Raw genomic sequence first — 17,665 nt, forward strand, 5'->3', positions numbered from 1 at the left:
GGCGGTTCGGCGCCGTGCGGGAGACGTGAAACCATGCGGTCATGTCCTCCGCACTGACCGATCTCTTCCCGCACCCGATCGTGCAGGCGCCGATGGCGGGCGGCCCTTCGGGGCCGCAGCTCGCCGCCGCGGTGTCCGACGCCGGCGGGCTCGGTTTCCTCGCCGCCGGCTACAAGACCGCCGACGGGATGTACCAGGAGATCAAGCAGCTGCGCGGACTGACCGGCCGCCCCTTCGGCGTGAACGTGTTCGTGCCCCAGCCCGAGAACGCCGAGTCCGGCGCCGTCGACCTCTACGCCCAGCAGCTCGCCGGTGAGGCCACCTGGTACGACACCGAACTCGGCGACCGTGAGCACGGCCGGGACGACGGCTATGACGCCAAGCTCGCCGTCCTCCTCGACGACCCCGTGCCGGCGGTCTCCTTCCACTTCGGCGTCCCCGCGCGCGAGGTCGTCGACTCCCTGCACCGGGCCGGCACCTTCGTCCTGGTCACCGCGACCACCGTGGAGGAGGCCCTCGCGGTGGAGCGCTCGGGCGCCGACGCGGTGATCGCCCAGGGCGTGGAGGCCGGCGGCCACCAGGGCTCCCACCGCAACGCGGTCGCGCACGACGGCGCCGGCATCGGCGTCCTCTCCCTCGTCGCCCAGGTCCGCGAGGCCACGGGCGTGCCGGTCGTCGCCGCCGGAGGCATCATGCGGGGCGGCCAGATCGCCGCCGTGCTCGCCGCCGGGGCCTCGGCCGCCCAGCTGGGCACGGCGTTCCTCGCCACCCCCGAGTCCGGGGCGCACGCCCTGCACAAACAGGCCCTGACCGACCCGCTGTTCACGCACACGGAGCTGACCCGCGCGTTCTCCGGGCGGCAGGCGCGCGGCCTGGTCAACCGCTTCCTGCGCGAGCACGGGCCCTACGCCCCCGCCGCCTACCCGGAGGTCCACCACCTCACCGCGCCGCTGCGCCGTGCGGCGGCCAAGGCCGGTGACCCGCAGGGCATGGCGCTGTGGGCCGGGCAGGGCCACCGGATGGCCCGCGCGCTGCCCGCCGGGCAGCTGGTGGAGGTGCTCGTCGCCGAACTCGGCGCGGCCGCGACAGCGTTGTCCGCCCGCTCCGCCTTCGGAGGTGACCCGCGATGACCGCACCGGTGTTCGTCGTCGACCGACTCGACCGCGTCGGGCCGGAGTTCGTGCTCGACGGCCCCGAGGGGCGGCACGCCGTCTCGGTGAAGCGGCTTCGGCCCGGCGAGGACGTGGTCCTCACCGACGGGCGCGGCCGCTGGGCCGAGGGCGTGGTCAAGGCCGCCGAGGGCAAGGACCGCCTGATCGTCACCGGTCTGGAGTCCGTCGTGGAGGAGCCGGCCGAGTCGCCCCGCATCACCGTCGTGCAGGCGCTGCCCAAGGGCGACCGCGGGGAGCTGGCCGTCGAGACCATGACCGAGGTCGGCGTCGACGCGATCGTGCCGTGGACCGCGTCCCGCTGCGTCACGCAGTGGAAGGGCGAGCGGGGTCTGAAGTCGCTCGGCAAGTGGCGGGCCGCCGCCCGCGAGGCCGGCAAGCAGTCGCGCCGGGTGCGCTTCCCGGAGGTCGCGGACGCCGCCGGCACCAAGGAGGTCGCCGCGCTTCTCGCCGGGGCCGACTTCGCCGCCGTACTGCACGAGAGCGGCGAGGAGCCCCTGGCCACCGCCCAGCTCCCCGCCGAGGGCGAGATCGTGCTCGTGGTCGGCCCCGAGGGCGGGATCTCCCCGGAGGAGCTGGCGCTGTTCCAGGGGGCGGGGGCGAGGGTGTGCGTTCTCGGGCGTACGGTGCTGCGTACATCGACCGCCGGGACGGCGGCGGCCGCGCTGCTCCTCGGGCGCACCGGCCGCTGGTCCTGACCGGCCGGTCCCGAACCACCGGGGGACGACCATGGAACTCGCCCAAGTCCGGCTGCTCGTCACGGACTTCGCCGCCTGCTACCGCTTCTACGCCGACGTCCTCGGCCTCAAGCCGCAGTCGGGGGCGGCGGGGGGACCGTACGAGAAGTTCAGCCCGGCCACCGGCTCGGCGGGGATCGCCCTCCAGGACCGCGCCATGATGGCCGGGGTGCTGGGCGAACTGGGCGGCACGGTCACCGGGCACCGCTCGCTGGTCGTGCTGCGCGTGGACGACCTCGACGCCTACTGCGCCGAGATAACGTCCCGCGGCGCCACCCTCCTCCACGGCCCGGCCCCCATGACCGACCGCATGAGAGTCGCCCACCTCAAGGACCCGGAGGGCAACGTGGTGGAACTCCAGGAATGGCTCCTCCTCCGCACCTGACCCGCCACCCGGCCCCGGCCACGCGCGCAGAACCGGCGGGCCGCGCGGGGCCGCCGGGCCGCACACAACCCGCCGGGCCGCGCGGGCCCGCCCGGTCGCGCGCGGGCGACGCCGGCCGCGCGCGACGCACGCGTCGGCGGGACCGCACCGGGTCCGCTGAGTCCGTGCGGGGCCGCCGGACTCGCGTGCGGGGCCGCTGGGTTGTGCGTGGGGTGCGGCGGCTGTGTGCGGCGCACGCGCCCGCGCCTGCCCTGCGGGGTCGGGCGGGGCGCGTCCGCGTGTGGGGCGCCGTACCGGGTGCCGAGGGCTGGGCGTTCGGGCGGGATCATCTGCCCCCGCGCGCGCCGGACTTGCGTGCGGGAGGCGGCCGTAGTCGCGGGGCGCGGCGGGCCGGACCCGCTCGCGCCCGCGCGTGTGGCCGTAGGCGGGGTCCGATGAGTCCGCGCCGGGCCACCCGGAGTCGCGTGCGGGGCCGCCGGGTTGTGCGTGGGGTGCGGCGGCTGTGTGCGGCGCACGCGCCCGCGCCGGCCTGCCGGATCGGGCGGGGGCGCGTCTGCGTGTGGGGCGCCGTACCGGGTGCCGAGGGCTGGGCGTTCGGGCGGGATCATCTGCCCCCGCGCGCGCCGGACTTGCGTGCGGGAGGCGGCCGTATGTGCGGCAATCGCGGGCCGCGGCGGGCCGGACCCGCTCGCGCCCGCGCGTGTGGCCGTATGTGCTCTTTCGCTCGGGGCGCGGGGGTGGGAGGCTGCCGGGTATGGGGGTTTTGAGGTGGGTGCCGCGTGGGCGGCGGGTGGTGGCTGTGGCGGGGCTCGTGGCGGTCGCCGCGGGCGGGGCCGTCGCGTGCGATCCCGGCGGGCTGAGCTCCGCCGCGGTGGCGTACACGACCGACAGGACCGCGACCGCCGAGCTGAACCGGCGGCACGCCTCCGTGAGCTGGCTCAGCTGCACGGCCGACTACGGCGGCGGCAAGGCCTACACACCGGGCAAGTCCACGCCCTCGGCGTCCGAGACCACCGTCGCCTCCGTGGACTGCCAGGGCCAGACCAAGGACGGACGGAGGATCACCGTCACCGGCAAGGTCACCCGGGCCGTGGACGGCGCCTGCGTGCGCGGGGACCTGACCGCCAAGGTGGGCGGCAAGGTGTGGTTCCACGTCGACGGCCTCGGCGACTGCAACGCGACCACGGGGCCGACGTACCAGCCGCCCACCCACGGGCAGCCCGGGCCGACCGTCACCGTGACCGTCACGCGGACCATCTGGTGCAAGGGCGACCCGACCTGCTGGCCGGTCGAGGGCAAGTGAGGCCTCCACGGGGCCTGGTGAGATCCCGAGGGTGCTCGGTGCGGCCTCGGCGGGGGCCCGGTGAGATCCCGGCGGTGCCCGGTGCGGCCCCGCCGCGGGCGTGCTCCGGCTCGACGTGATCCCGGCCCCTGTCCGCGGACGGTGCCGCTGCGTAGGGTGATCAGGTGACTCAGTCCGCATCGCCTCAGCCGCCCGTGCCGCCCGCGTATCTCCGCTATCCGCACCCGCACGGCGAGTTCGTCGCCTTCACCGCGGAGGACGACGTGTGGCTCGCCCCGCTGGACGGCGGCAGGGCCTGGCGGGTCAGCGCCGACAACGTGCCCGTCAACCACCCCCGTATCTCGCCCGACGGCACCACCCTCGCCTGGACCTCCACCCGCGACGGCGCTCCCGAGGTGCACATCGCCCCGCTCGCCGGCGGCCCCGCCAAACGGCTGACGTACTGGGGGAGTTGGCGCACCCAGGTGCGCGGCTGGACCCCGGACGGCGAGGTCCTCGCGATCAGCACCGAGGGCCAGGCGAGCCTGCGCCGCACCTGGGCCCGCGCTGTTCCCCTGGACGGCGGACCCGCCGCCGTCCTGCCCCACGGGCCGGTCGCCGACATCGCCCACGGCCCGCACACCGTGCTGCTGTCCGCGCCGATGGGCCGCGAGGCCGCCCACTGGAAGCGCTACCGGGGCGGCACGGCCGGCAAGTTGTGGATCGACCGCGACGGGGACGGCGAGTTCACCAGGCTCCACGAGGACCTGGACGGCAACATCGAGTACCCGCTGTGGGTGGGCGACCGCATCGCCTTCCTCTCCGACCACGAGGGCACCGGCGCCCTCTACTCCTCCCTCGCCGACGGCTCCGACCTGCGCCGCCACACCCCGCTCGACGGCTTCTACGCGCGGCACGCGAGCACCGACGGCACCCGCGTCGTCTACTCCAGCGCCGGTGAACTCCGGCTCCTGGACGACCTCGACGGCGCCGAACCGCGCCTGCTCGACATCCGCCTCGGCGGCCCCCGCGTCGACCTCCAGCCCCACCCGGTCAGCGCCGCCCACTGGTTCGGCTCCGCCGCCCCCGACCACACCGCGCGCGGCAGCGCCGTCGCCGTGCGCGGCGCCGTCCACTGGGTCACCCACCGCTCCGGCCCCGCCCGCGCGCTGGCCGCCGAACCCGGCGTACGCACCCGGCTGCCGCGCACCTTCCGCGCCGAGGGCGAGGAGTGGGTGGTGTGGGTGACGGACGCCGAGGGCGAGGACGCCCTGGAGTTCGCGCCCGCCACCGGCCTCGCCCCCGGCGCCACCCCGCGCCGGCTCGCCGCCGGACAGCTCGGCCGGGTCCTCGAACTGGCCATGGCGCCCGACGGCAGCCGCGCCGCCGTCGCCTCGCACGACGGGCGGCTGCTGCTCGTCGAGCGCGAGACCGGCGAGGTGCGCGAGGTCGACCGCAGCGAGGACGGCGACGTCGGCGACCTCGCCTTCTCGCCCGACTCCGCCTGGCTCGCCTGGTCCCACCCCGGCCCGCGCCCGCTCAGCCAGCTCCGCCTCGCCAGCACCACCGACCTGTCGGTCACCGAGGCCACCCCGCTGCGCTTCCAGGACTACGCCCCCGCCTTCACGCTGGACGGCAAGCACCTCGCCTTCCTCTCCCACCGCTCCTTCGACCCGGTCTACGACGAGCACGTCTTCGACCTGGCCTTCGTCGAGGGATCCCGCCCCTACCTGATCACCCTCGCCGCGACCACGCCCTCGCCGTTCGGGCCGCAGCGGCACGGCCGCCCCTTCGAGGCGTCCGACAAGGAGGAGACCCCCGACAGCGAGGGCACCCCGGCCACCCGCGTCGACCTGGAGGGCCTCGCCGAACGCATCGTCCCCTTCCCGGTGGAGGCCGCCCGCTACTCCAACCTGCGCGCCGCCCGCGACGGCGTGCTCTGGCTCAGACACCCCGTCACCGGCGTCCTCGGCGCGGGCCGCGCCACGCCCGACGACCCGGACCCCAAGACCGAGCTGGAGCGCTACGACCTCGCCCATCAGCGCGTCGAGCACCTCGCCGCCGACGCCGACCACTTCGAGGTCAGCGGGGACGGCAAGCGGGTCCTGCTGTGGACCGACGGCAAGCTCAAGGTCGTACCCAGCGACCGGCGGGCCTCCGGCGACGAGGACAGCGACTCCAACATCACCGTCGACCTCGGCCGCGTCCGCCAGAGGGTCGACCCGGCCGCCGAGTGGCGGCAGATGTACGAGGAGACGGGCCGCATCATGCGGGACCAGTTCTGGCGGGCCGACATGAGCGGCGTCGACTGGGACGGCGTCCTCGACCGCTACCGTCCCGTCCTGCGGCGCCTGGCCACCCACGACGACCTCGTGGACCTGCTGTGGGAGGTGCACGGCGAACTCGGCACCTCGCACGCCTACGTCGTGCCGCCCGGCGGCCACGGCCACGGCCACGGCCCCCGGCAGGGCCTGCTCGGCGCGGACCTCTCCCGCCACGAGGACGGCAGCTGGCGCGTCGACCGCGTCCTGCCCTCGGAGACCTCCGACCCCGACGCGCGCAGCCCGCTCGCCGCGCCCGGCGTCGCGGTGCGCGCCGGGGACGCGATCGTCGCCGTCGGCGGGCGGCCCGTCGACCCGGTCACCGGGCCCGGCCCGCTGCTGGTCGGCACGGCGGGCAGGCCGGTGGAGCTGACCGTCTCCCCGGCGGGCGGCGGCGACCCGCGGCACGCCGTCGTCGTGCCCGTCGCCGACGAGGAGCCGCTGCGCTACCACGCCTGGGTCGCCGGCCGCCGCGCCCACGTCCACGAGCGCTCCGGCGGCCGGCTCGGCTATCTGCACGTGCCCGACATGCAGGCGCCCGGCTGGGCGCAGATCCACCGCGACCTGCGCGTCGAGGTGGCCCGCGAGGGCCTGGTCGTCGACGTGCGCGAGAACCGCGGCGGCCACACCTCCCAGCTCGTCGTGGAGAAGCTGGCCCGCAGGATCGTCGGCTGGGCCGTGCCCCGCGGCATGCGGCCCTACAGCTACCCGCAGGACGCGCCCCGCGGCCCCGTGGTCGCCGTCGCCAACGAGTTCTCCGGCTCCGACGGCGACATCGTCAACGCGGCGATCAGGGCGCTCGGCCTCGGCCCGGTGGTCGGCACCCGCACCTGGGGCGGCGTCATCGGCATCGACAGCCGCTACCACCTGGTCGACGGCACGCTCATCACCCAGCCGAAGTACGCCTTCTGGCTGGAGGGTTACGAGTGGGGCGTGGAGAACCACGGCGTGGACCCGGACGTCGAGGTCGTCCAGCGCCCCCAGGACCACGCGGCCGGCCGCGACCCGCAACTCGACGAGGCGATCCGCATCGCGCTCGCGGCCCTGGAGGCGGCGCCCGCGAAGACTCCGCCCCCGCTGTCCTGACGTCCTCGGGCCGCCGCCCCCACCCCCGATAGCATGCCCACGTACTCGATCGACCCAGGAGGCACCGCATGGCAGGAGAACCCCAGGACGACTGCCTGTTCTGCAAGATCGTCGCAGGACAGGTACCGGCGACGGTCGTCCGGGAGACCGACACCACCGTGGCCTTCCGGGACATCAACCCCCAGGCGCCCACCCACGTCCTGGTGATCCCCAAGGCGCACTACCGGGACGCCGCCGCCCTCGCCGCCGGCGCCCCGGAACTGGCCGCGGACGTACTGCGCGAGACCAAGGCCGTCGCCGACGACGAGAAGCTGGAGAGCTACCGCACCGTCTTCAACACCGGCAGCGGCGCCGGCCAGACCGTCTGGCACGCCCACGCGCACGTCCTCGGCGGCCGCGGCCTGCAGTGGCCCCCCGGCTAGCCCGCCGTGTCCGTACGTGAACTGGTCGTCCTCGGCACGGCCAGCCAGGTTCCGACCCGGCACCGCAACCACAACGGCTACCTGCTGCGCTGGGACGGCGAGGGCATCCTGTTCGACCCCGGCGAGGGCACCCAGCGGCAGATGCTGCGCGCGGGGGTCGCCGCGCACGACCTGAACCGGATCTGCGTCACCCACTTCCACGGCGACCACAGCCTGGGCCTGGCCGGGGTGATCCAGCGCATCAACCTCGACCAGGTGCCGCACGAGGTCACCGCGCACTACCCGCGCTCCGGCAAGCGCTACTTCGACCGTCTGCGCCACGCCACCGCCTACCGCGAGACGGTCGAGCTGACCGAGGCCCCCGTCCACACCGACGGGGTCCTGGCGAAGACGCCCGCGTACACCCTCGAGGCACGCCTGCTCTCCCACCCCGTCGAGTCCTACGGCTACCGGCTCACCGAGCCCGACGGGCGCCGCATGCTGCCCGCCCGGCTCGCCGCCCACGGCATCAAGGGCCCGGACGTGGGCCGCATCCAGCGCGAGGGCCGGCTCGGCGGGGTGAGCCTGGACGACGTGAGCGAGGCGCGGCGCGGGCAGCGGTTCGCGTTCGTGATGGACACCCGGCTGTGCGACGGCGTGCACGCGCTCGCCGAGGGCTGCGACATGCTCGTCATCGAGTCCACCTTCCTCGACGAGGACGAGCGGCTCGCCGTCGAGCACGGCCACCTGACGGCCGGCCAGGCGGCCGCGGCCGCGCGCGAGGCGGGCGTGCGGCACCTGGTCCTCACCCACTTCAGCCAGCGCTACACCGACCCCGCCGAGTTCGAGCGGCAGGCGCGGGCCGCCGGCTTCGAGGGCGAGCTGACCGTGGCGCACGACCTCGTCCGGGTGCCTGTTCCGAAACGCCGGTGACCAGGCCGTACGATGCTCTGATGCCCCTGCCCAAAGCCGAACTGCACCTCCACGTCGAAGGCACGCTCGAGCCCGAGCTCGCCTTCGAACTCGCCGCGCGCAACGGCGTGAAGCTTCCCTACGCGGACACGGACGAACTCCGCGAGGCCTACCGGTTCCAGGACCTGCAGTCCTTCCTGGACCTCTACTACGAGCTCATGGCGGTGCTGCGCACTGAGCGCGACTTCGAGGACCTCGCGAACGCCTACCTCGCCCGGGCCGCCGCGCAGGGCGTGCGGCACGCGGAGATCTTCTTCGACCCGCAGGCCCACACCTCGCGGGGCGTGGAGATGGGCACGGTCGTCGAGGGGCTGTGGCGCTCGCTCGGCCGCAGCGTGGAGAACCACGGCGTCTCCACCCGGCTCATCATGTGCTTCCTGCGCGACCGGTCCGCCGAGTCGGCGATGCGCACCCTTGAGGACGCGCGGCCCCACCTCGGCCGGATCGTCGGCGTCGGCCTGGACTCCGCCGAGGTCGGGCACCCGCCGGTGAAGTTCCGCGAGGTGTACGAGGCGGCCGCCGCGCTCGGGCTGCGGCGCGTCGCGCACGCCGGCGAGGAGGGCCCGCCGGAGTACATCGGGCAGGCCCTGGACGTGCTCGGCGTGGAGCGCGTGGACCACGGCCTGCGCTGCGTGGAGGACCCCGCGCTGGTCGAACGCCTCGTGCGCGAGCGCGTCCCGCTGACCCTGTGCCCGCTGTCCAACGTGCGGCTCCGCACGGTCGACACCCTCGCCGCCCACCCGCTGCCCGCCATGCTCGACGCGGGCCTGATGTGCACGGTCAACTCCGACGACCCCGCCTACTTCGGCGGTTACGCCGGCGACAACTTCGACGCCGTGCGCACCACCCTGGGCCTGTCCGAGGAGCGGCTGCGCGAGCTGGCCCGCAACTCCTTCCTCGCCTCCTTCCTGGAGGACGACGAGGAGCTGCGGCAGCGGTACCTCGCCGAGGTGGAGGCGTACGAGTTCCCCTAGCAGGCCCCGGCCTCGCCTCAGAGGCCCGTGGCGCCCGTCCGGTGGGGGCCCGCCGTGCCGTAGGCCCGCCGGGCCGGTTCGGCGGCGCCGTCCACCGGGATCTCCACGACCGGTGTGCCACCGCGGCGGCGGACCACCCCCGGCAGCAGCCGGCGGCCGCCGGTGTGCAGGGCGACGGCGGTCATCGGCAGCGCGACCACCAGCAGGCCCGGGGCCAGGACGAGGCCCATGACCGGGAAGCCGGTCCGCGCGGCGAGCAGGCTGCCGGCCAGCGGGCCGGCCGCCGTGCCCAGCGAGGAGGCCGAGCCGACGAGCACCGCCCAGCGGCCGCGCGGATCGAGGGCGGCGGCCAGCCCGATGACGTACGACAGGACGACCGGGTAGACCGTGTTCCAGGAGATCTCGCCGGTCGCGAAGGAGGCCAGGCCGTTCGCGGACGCGCTGAGCGCGATGCAGCCGGCGATCAGCGCGGTGCCCGCGCCGATCGGCAGGGCCCGGCCCAGGCGCGGTCCGAGCGCGCTCGCGCCGATCACGCCGAGCAGCGCGGTGCCGAGCGCCACGGCGAACACCGCGCCCACGGTGGCCTCGCCCAGGTGCGCCTGCGCGAGCCCGATCCGGCCGCTGACGCCCCACAGCGAGTTCTGGGCGAGCGACCAGCAGAACATGGCGGCGGCCAGCACCGTCCCAGGACGGCGGTGGGGCAGCCCGGTCGCCCGCCCGCCCGGGGCGCGCACGGCGGTACGGCGGGGGAGGCGCGCGGTGAGCGGCCACACGGCGAGCGCGGTCAGCGCGATCGCGGCCAGGGGCTGCCCGTGGCCGGGACCGAGGTGCGGCACCGTCAGGTAGACGGCGCCGGCGAGTGCCGAGACGCCGAGCAGGCCGAGCGTGGTGGTGCGGTGCGGGTCGGGCCGGGCGGCGATCCCGGTGGCGGCGACCGTGGTGGCCGTACCGGACCCGAAGCCGCCGGCGACCAGCCCGGCGACGACCAGGGGCACCGCCCCGGACAGCGCGGCACCGCCGTAACCGAGGACGGCCAGGGCGAGTCCGGCGCGGGCGAGGGCGCGGGCGCCGATCCGCTCGGCCTTCGAGGCCAGCAGGAACCCGGCGGCCGCCGAACTCAGCAGCAGAGCGCTGCCGACCGCGCCGGCCTGCGTGGCCGACAGCGGCAGCCCGGCATCGAGCCGTCCGACGACGGTCGGCAGCAGATACGGGGCGAGGTACCCGGCCGTGAACAGGGCGACGAGGGGCAGGGAGCGGGGGGCGGACACGGGCGTTCCCGGGGCATGCGGAGGGAGCGGCTCCAAGGAGCGCGGGGGAGGGAGGGGCGCCGGACCGTCGACGGACGGGAGCGCGCGGGCAATTTGTATCAAGCACCGAGTCTGCTCAGGGAACTGAACGGGTGTGATGTGGATCACTTTCTGTTTGGGTCCCGGAAGTCCGGGTAGACGACCGCCTTTTCGCCCGCGGTTCATGCCGTCCGCCGCCCCTCGGGACGGCCCCTCCCGTCGTCCGCCCATTGACGGCTGCGGTTCGCCTATCTAATCTCTGTTCTCATACGTGGATGGCGACGATCCCGACCGCGCTAGGAGCCGCCCTGTGACCCGCGACCTCACCGTCACCGAGGTGCGTCTGACGCCGATCCTGGTCGCCGATCCGCCGCTGCTGAACACCCAGGGCGTCCACCAGCCCTACACCCCCCGCCTGATCGTGGAGGTCGTCACGGCCGACGGGGTCACCGGGCTCGGCGAGACCTACGGCGACACCAAGTACCTGGAACTGGCCCGTCCGCTCGCCGACCGGCTGACCGGCCGTCAGATCACGGATGTGAACGCCCTGTTCGGGCTCGACATCGCCGTGGACCCCGCCCGGGTCGACAGCTCCGTCGACGTCGGCGGGCTGCGCGGCGTCCTGAGCGCCGACAAGCTGCGCCTGTCCGTCCTGTCCGCCTTCGAGGTCGCCTGCCTGGACGCCCTCGGCAAGGCGCTCGGGCTGCCCGTGCACGCCCTGCTCGGCGGCAAGGTGCGCGACAGCGTCGAGTACAGCGCCTACCTCTTCTACAAATGGGCCGGCCACCCCAAGGGCGTGGCCGGCGAGAAGGACGACTGGGGCGCCGCCCTGGACCCCGCCGGGGTCGTCGAGCAGGCCCGGAGGTTCAAGGAGCGGCACGGGTTCACCTCGTTCAAGCTCAAGGGCGGCGTCTTCCCGCCCGAGCAGGAGATCGCCGCCGTACGGGCCCTGGCCGACGCCTTCCCCGGACACCCGCTGCGCCTGGACCCCAACGGCGCCTGGTCGGTGGAGACCTCGCTGCGCGTGGCGGCCGAACTCGGCGGCCTCCTCGAGTACCTGGAGGACCCCGCCCTCGGCACGCCCGCCATGGCCGAGGTGGCCGCCCGCACCGACGTGCCGCTGGCGACCAACATGTGCGTGACGACCTTCGCCGAGATCGAGGAGGCCTTCACCAGGGGCGCCGTCCAGGTCGTCCTCTCCGACCACCACTACTGGGGCGGGCTGCGCAACACCCAGCGACTGGCCGCGATCTGCCACGCCTTCGGCGTCGGGGTGTCCATGCACTCCAACACCCACCTCGGCATCAGCCTGGCCGCGATGACCCACGTGGCGGCGACCGTGGCGGACCTCGACCACGCCTGCGACAGCCACTACCCCTGGCAGTCGGAGGACGTCCTCGCCGAGCGCCTCACCTTCACCGGCGGCCGGATCGCCGTGTCCGACGCGCCCGGACTCGGAGTGGAACTCGACCGGGACGAACTGGCCCGGCTGCACCGCCGCTGGACCGAGGACGACGGCGCGCTGCGGGACCGCGACGACGCCGCCGCGATGCGCGTCGCCGAACCGGACTGGGTGACGCCCACGATGCCCCGCTGGTAGCCGGCCCACGGCACGGGCGTTCTTCCGGCGCGCGCCCGGCGTGACGGCCGACGTCCCGCCGCCGCTCTGGTGCACACTGGCCTGATCCGCACCATGCCAGGGAGCGCACCGTGACCGCGTCCAGCACCCCCGCCGGAGAAGGACCGGAACCCCCGCAGGACCGGGAGTACCCGCAGTACCGCGAGCAGCGGCAGGCCCACGACCGGCCGCAGGCCCACGACCGGCGGCAGTCCCACGAGCGGCGGCGGCCTCCCGCCGACGGCGCGTACCCGCACGACCGCGAGTACATCGTCGGGGCGCCGCACGCCCCGACGCATCCCCAGGTCGACCCGCTGGCCGCGCTGCGCACGGACGGCGACCCGCCCTGGGACGTCTACCTCACGGGCACCGTCTTCCTCGACATCGTCTTCACCGGTCTCGACTCCGCCCCGGTGCGCGGCACCGAGTCCTGGGCGCGCGGCATGGGCTCCAGCCCGGGCGGCGTGGCCAACATGGCGACCGCGCTGGCCCGCCTCGGCCTGCGCACCTCCCTCGCGGCGGCCTTCGGCGACGACCACTACGGCGAGTACTGCTGGGACGCGCTGGAGCAGGGCGAGGGCATCGACCTCACCCCTTCCCGGGTGGTCCCCGGCTGGCACTCCCCGGTCACCGTCTCCATGGCGTACGAGGGCGAGCGCACCATGGTCTCCCACGGGCACGAGCCGCCCCCCGAGGACGCGCTCGTGCAGGAGGTCGGCCCCGGCCGCCCGCCCCGCGCCCGCGCCGCCGTCGCCTCCCTCACCCCCGGCCGGCGCGCGCCCTGGATCGCGGACGCCGCGCGCAAGGGCACGCGCGTCTTCGGCGACGTCGGCTGGGACGAGACCGGCGCCTGGGACCTGGCCGGCCTCGCCGACCTGGAGTACTGCGAGGCGTTCCTGCCCAACGCCGAGGAGGCGATGCGCTACACCGGCACCGACTGCCCGCGCACCGCCGCCCACGCGCTCACCCGGCACGTGCCCTGCGCGGTGGTCACCCTCGGCGCGGAGGGCGCCTACGCGGTCGACCGGCGCACGGGGGAGAGCGCCGAGGTGCCCGCCATCGCGGTGGAGGCCCTGGACCCCACGGGCGCGGGCGACGTCTTCGTGGCCGGCTTCGTCACCGGCACCCTGGCCGGCTGGCCGCTGGCCGACCGGCTCGCCTTCGCCGGGCTCACCGCGGCCCTGTCCGTGCAGGAGTTCGGCGGCTCGCTGTCCGCGCCCGGCTGGTCGGAGGTCGCCGCCTGGTGGCGCCGGGTCCAGTCGGTGCCCGGGCAGGACCCGGCGGCGCTGCGGCGGTACGCGTTCCTCCAGCACCTGGTGCCGAAGGAGTGCGTCGAGCCGTGGCCGCGCCGCAGGGCCGTGCCGACCATCGGCTTCGGCAGGTCGGCGTGAGCGGGCGGTATCCGCGGCCGACGGGCAACGGGGCGCTCCGCATAGGCGGTTGAGCCCGGCCGCCATTGACAGCAGGTGACGTTCGCTGCTCAATTATCGGCGGAACCGAGCACGATTTTGCAAGCCCTCCAGACTCCCTCTGTCGAAGGACATGCGCCGTGCGCAGACCATCACGCAGCCCCAGAGTGCTCCTGGCCGTCCTCGCCGCGGCTCTCGCCCTTCCCGCCGTCGCCCTCGCCCCGCCGCAGAACGCGCAGGCGCAGGACGCCCGGACGCGGCCGAGACCGGCCACCGCCGCACCGCAATTGAGTCACTCCGCCACCGAACTCACCGTCAAGGTCCCGCGAAGCCGCAACGCCCCCGGCTACGAGGTGCACCTGACGAAGGCCCAACTCTCCCTGCGCACCACCCGCTCCGGCGCGACAGTCCTCTCCACCGCCGCCCCGGACACCGGCGCCCTCCGCTTCCGCACGGCCGGCGCCTGGCAGCACGCCACCCAAGTCACCGGCTGGAGCTGGAAGAAGGGCGTGCTGACCGTCACCGCCGCCACCACCGCGCCCGGCGCCACGGTCCGGGCCCGCCTGACCCCCGCCGCCGACCGCTACCAGCTCGACTGGCAGGTCACCGGAGTCACCCCCGAACGCCTCGGCCTGGCCTACGACTTGAAGTCGGCCGGCCACTGGTACGGCCACGGAGAGGCCCAGACGCCGAACGGCGGCCCCGGCACCGACCAGCCCTGGCCCCTGGACAGCGGGCAGGTCGTCCACCCGGCCTTCGGACCGGCGTCGTACTACATGATCGACCCCTTCTGGTACACCTCCACGGCCACCGGACTGCGCGTGGGCACCGGGCACGTCATGGACGTGGCGATCAACCAGGGCAAGGACGGCCTCGGCCGCTTCGACATCGAGTCGGCCGACCCCTACCGGGCCACGGTCTACGTCGAGTCGACGCCCCTGGACGTCTACCGCGACTACGTGGGCACGGTCGGCAGACCGGCCAAGAGCGACGCCACCTACCGCCAGTACGCCGAGCCGGTGTGGAACTCCTGGGCGCAGTTCTACACCCACGTCGACCAGGCCAAACTCCTCGGCTACGCCCAGGACCTGCACGACCACGGCGTCACCGGGCACGCCCTCCAGCTCGACGACAAGTGGGAGTCCGACTACGGGAACATGACCTTCGACCCGAAGGCCTACCCCGACCCCAAGGCGATGTCCCGCAAGATCCACGACCTCGGCTTCGACTTCGGCCTCTGGGTCACCCTGTGGATCAACCTCGACTCCGACCAGTACCGGTACGCAGCCGACCACGGCTACCTGCTCGCCGACGCGGCCGACCCCGCGGTCCCCTGCAAGGTCACCTGGTGGAACGGCACGGCCGGCATCGTCGACCTCGGCAACCCGGACGCGAAGGCCTGGTACGAGGGCCGCCTCAAGTCCCTGATGGACACCTACGGCGTCGACGGGCTCAAGTTCGACACCCGCTTCTTCGACGAGCGGTGCGCGCCGCACGAGGGCTACCAGCCCACCGACTACCAGCGGCTCGGCGCCCAGCTCGCCGACCAGTACGACCTCCAGGGCGTCGGCATCCGCGTCCACTGGAGCGGCGCCGCCCACCGGGCGGGCTTCGTCACCCGGCAGGTGGACAAGGGCACCGGCTTCGACTCCCTGCGGGCGTCGGTCACCCAGAATCTCGCCATCTCCACGATCGGCTACCCCTTCGTCACCACCGACATGATCGGCGGCTCCAGCGGCCGCCCGGCGCCCACCAAGGAGGTACTGGTCCGCTGGGCGCAGTCGGCCGCCCTGATGCCGCTGATGTACTCCTCGACCTCACCGGTGAGCACCGTCGACGTCACCACGGGCCGGAAGGTGGTGTACGACGCCGAGACGACCGCCCTCTACCGCGAGGCCATCGGCCGCCATGCCCGCCTCGCCCCCTACATCTGGGACCAGGTCCAGCACACCCTGAAGACCGGCGACCCGATCATGCGCCCCCTCTTCTTCGACTTCCCGCAGGACAAGGCGGCCTACACGATCACCGACGAGTGGATGCTCGGCCCCACCGTCCTGGCGGCCCCCCAACTGACCAGCGCCCCCACCCGCCCGGTCCACCTCCCCCCGGGCCGCTGGTACGACGTGACCCACCACCGCACGGTCCCGGGCAACCGGACAATCCTCGCCTACCCGACCCCTCTGAACACGACCCCGACCTTCGTGAAACTGGGCACCAAGGAAACGGAAAAGGCCCTGAAGGCCTTCCGCTGAACGGCCCCCCAGGGAGCCATGCAGCGCAGGCGGCGAAGCCCCGCGAGGCCGCAGGGGGTCCGCCGGTCCGCAGGGCCTGCGCCGGGCGGGGCCCCGCGAGGCCGCAAGGGGCTGCCCGGCGAGGCCGCAGGGCCCCCGCCGGGCGGCGGGGCCTGCGCCGGGCGGCGGGGCCTGCGCCGGGCGGCGGGGCCTGCGCCGGGCGGCGGGGCCTGCGCCGGGCGGCGGGCCCCGCCGCCCCCGCCAGAGTCCCCAGCGGGGCAGCCCCCCGCTCCGTCGGCCCATCTGGGGCCCCGCGAAGCCACAGGGGGAGAGGGGGGAGCGCCCCCGTGGGAGCGCGGGAGGCGGAGCCCCCACCGGGCCGCAGGGAAAGTCCCCCATGGGGGCGCAGGGGGCGGAGTCCCCGCCGGGGTGCGGGGCGGAGCCCCGGGACGGGGGCTTCTCAGCCCACCGAGTCAGGTGGGTGGGTGGGAGACGGGGTCTGGGGCGGAGCCCCAGGACGGGGCTTCTCAGCCCACCGAGCCGTGGGAGACGGGGTCCGGGCGGAGCCCCAGGGCGGGGCTTCTTGGTTCACCGAGCCGAGGGTGACGGGGTCCGGGGCGGAGCCCCGGGGCGGGGGCTCTCGGCCCACCGAGACGGGCGGGTGGGTGGGAAAGCCCCCCTCAGAACCCCAGCCGCCGCAACTGCTTGGGATCCCGCTGCCAATCCTTGGCCACCTTCACATGAAGATCCAGGAACACCGGTGTTCCGAGCAACGCCTCGATCTGCCGCCGCGACTTGATCCCGACCTCCTTGAGCCGCTTGCCCTTGGGCCCGATCACGATCCCCTTCTGGCTGGGCCGCTCGATGAACACGTTCGCGTGGATGTCGAGCAGCGGCTTGTCGGCCGGCCGGTCCTCCCGGGGCAGCATCTCCTCCACGACCACGGCGATGGAGTGCGGCAACTCGTCCCGCACCCCCTCCAGCGCGGCCTCCCGGATCAGCTCCGCCACCATCACCTGCTCGGGCTCGTCGGTCAGATCCCCCTCGGGATACAGCGCCGGCCCCTCCGGCAGCAGCGGGATCAGCAGATCCGCCAGCAGATCCACCTGCTTGCCCGCGGTGGCCGACACCGGCACGATCTCCGCCCAGGTGATCCCCAGCTCCTCACCCAGCCGGTCCACCGCGATCAGCTGCTCGGCCAGCGCCTTGGAGTCCACCAGGTCCGTCTTGGTGACGACGGCGACCTTCGGCGTCTTCTTGATCCCCGCCAGCTCCTTGGCGATGAAGCGGTCGCCCGGACCGATCTTCTGGTCGGCCGGCAGGCAGAAGCCGATCACGTCGACCTCGGCCCACGTGGCGCGCACCACGTCGTTCAGCCGCTCGCCCAGCAGCGTGCGCGGCTTGTGCAGCCCCGGCGTGTCCACGAGGATCAGCTGCGCGTCGGGCCGGTGCACGATGCCCCGTACGGTGTGCCGGGTCGTCTGCGGCCGGTTGGACGTGATCGCCACCTTCTGCCCGACCAGAGCGTTCGTGAGGGTGGACTTGCCCGCGTTGGGGCGGCCCACGAAGCAGGCGAAGCCGGCGCGGTGAACGGCCTCGGCCGACTGCTCGGATGTCTGGGTGCGAACGCTCATGGCGTTCATTGTCCCTGATCCACGAACCTCCGCCGCACCCCGAGCCGTCACGAGCCTTCCCGAGCCGCCCCGCACTCCCCGATCCGCCCGATCCGGGCCACCGTGAGCTCCCGGAAACCCCCGCGCAACACGAAACGTCACCGAAACACAGCCGTACGCG

At 74.5% G+C, this 17,665-nt stretch carries 13 protein-coding genes; 11 read left to right on the top strand and 2 right to left on the bottom strand.

Annotation, left to right across the window (positions count from 1 at the left end; all coding sequences use genetic code 11):
• Positions 1 to 41: 41 nt before the first annotated feature.
• The 8 genes from IE217_RS21910 (at position 42) to IE217_RS21945 (ending at position 9,327) form a co-directional block, all read left to right on the top strand.
• Entirely contained in the window at positions 42 to 1,130 is a 1,089-nt protein-coding gene (locus tag IE217_RS21910; RefSeq protein ID WP_190179621.1) for a nitronate monooxygenase, read from the top strand.
• Positions 1,127 to 1,867 (top strand): 16S rRNA (uracil(1498)-N(3))-methyltransferase, encoded by a 741-nt coding sequence (locus IE217_RS21915; protein ID WP_190179622.1) that lies wholly within the window; start codon positions 1,127 to 1,129, stop codon positions 1,865 to 1,867. Before IE217_RS21910 ends, IE217_RS21915 begins: the two co-directional genes overlap by 4 nt.
• A 31-nt stretch (positions 1,868 to 1,898) precedes the next feature.
• Positions 1,899 to 2,291 (top strand): VOC family protein, encoded by a 393-nt coding sequence (locus IE217_RS21920; protein WP_190179623.1) that lies wholly within the window; start codon positions 1,899 to 1,901, stop codon positions 2,289 to 2,291.
• A 754-nt stretch (positions 2,292 to 3,045) separates the two neighbouring features.
• Positions 3,046 to 3,594 carry a hypothetical protein gene (locus tag IE217_RS21925; RefSeq protein WP_190179624.1) on the top strand — a complete coding sequence of 183 codons (549 nt, stop codon included), beginning with the start codon at positions 3,046 to 3,048 and terminating at the stop codon, positions 3,592 to 3,594.
• A 194-nt stretch (positions 3,595 to 3,788) separates the two neighbouring features.
• Positions 3,789 to 6,980 carry a S41 family peptidase gene (locus IE217_RS21930; RefSeq protein WP_190179764.1) on the top strand — a complete coding sequence of 1,064 codons (3,192 nt, stop codon included), beginning with the start codon at positions 3,789 to 3,791 and terminating at the stop codon, positions 6,978 to 6,980.
• Positions 6,981 to 7,048: 68 nt separating this feature from the next.
• A complete protein-coding gene (locus tag IE217_RS21935; protein ID WP_190179625.1) occupies positions 7,049 to 7,402 on the top strand; it encodes a histidine triad nucleotide-binding protein in 354 nt (117 codons plus the stop codon).
• A 6-nt stretch (positions 7,403 to 7,408) separates the two neighbouring features.
• Entirely contained in the window at positions 7,409 to 8,314 is a 906-nt protein-coding gene (locus IE217_RS21940) for a ribonuclease Z (protein ID WP_190179626.1), read from the top strand.
• A gap of 20 nt (positions 8,315 to 8,334) precedes the next feature.
• Positions 8,335 to 9,327 carry an adenosine deaminase gene (locus IE217_RS21945; protein WP_190179627.1) on the top strand — a complete coding sequence of 331 codons (993 nt, stop codon included), beginning with the start codon at positions 8,335 to 8,337 and terminating at the stop codon, positions 9,325 to 9,327.
• 17 nt (positions 9,328 to 9,344) lie between these two features.
• Here IE217_RS21945 and IE217_RS21950 read toward each other — a convergent pair whose 3' ends face one another.
• A complete protein-coding gene (locus IE217_RS21950; protein ID WP_190179628.1) occupies positions 9,345 to 10,595 on the bottom strand; it encodes an MFS transporter in 1,251 nt (416 codons plus the stop codon).
• Positions 10,596 to 10,923: 328 nt separating this feature from the next.
• Between IE217_RS21950 and IE217_RS21955 the strand changes: the two genes are divergently transcribed.
• From IE217_RS21955 to IE217_RS21965, 3 genes are all read left to right on the top strand, one after another.
• A complete protein-coding gene (locus IE217_RS21955) occupies positions 10,924 to 12,213 on the top strand; it encodes a glucarate dehydratase family protein (RefSeq protein ID WP_190179629.1) in 1,290 nt (429 codons plus the stop codon).
• Positions 12,214 to 12,500: 287 nt separating this feature from the next.
• Positions 12,501 to 13,622 (top strand): carbohydrate kinase family protein, encoded by a 1,122-nt coding sequence (locus tag IE217_RS21960; protein ID WP_229865507.1) that lies wholly within the window; start codon positions 12,501 to 12,503, stop codon positions 13,620 to 13,622.
• A gap of 158 nt (positions 13,623 to 13,780) precedes the next feature.
• A complete protein-coding gene (locus IE217_RS21965; RefSeq protein ID WP_229865486.1) occupies positions 13,781 to 15,892 on the top strand; it encodes a glycoside hydrolase family 31 protein in 2,112 nt (703 codons plus the stop codon).
• 659 nt (positions 15,893 to 16,551) lie between these two features.
• On the opposite strand, the gene era is transcribed toward IE217_RS21965, so the two are convergent.
• A complete protein-coding gene (era, locus tag IE217_RS21970; RefSeq protein WP_190179631.1) occupies positions 16,552 to 17,505 on the bottom strand; it encodes a GTPase Era in 954 nt (317 codons plus the stop codon).
• Positions 17,506 to 17,665: the final 160 nt, after the last annotated feature.

Origin of the sequence: Streptomyces naganishii JCM 4654, assembly GCF_014650575.1 — a bacterium.
GTDB lineage: Bacteria > Actinomycetota > Actinomycetes > Streptomycetales > Streptomycetaceae > Streptomyces > Streptomyces naganishii.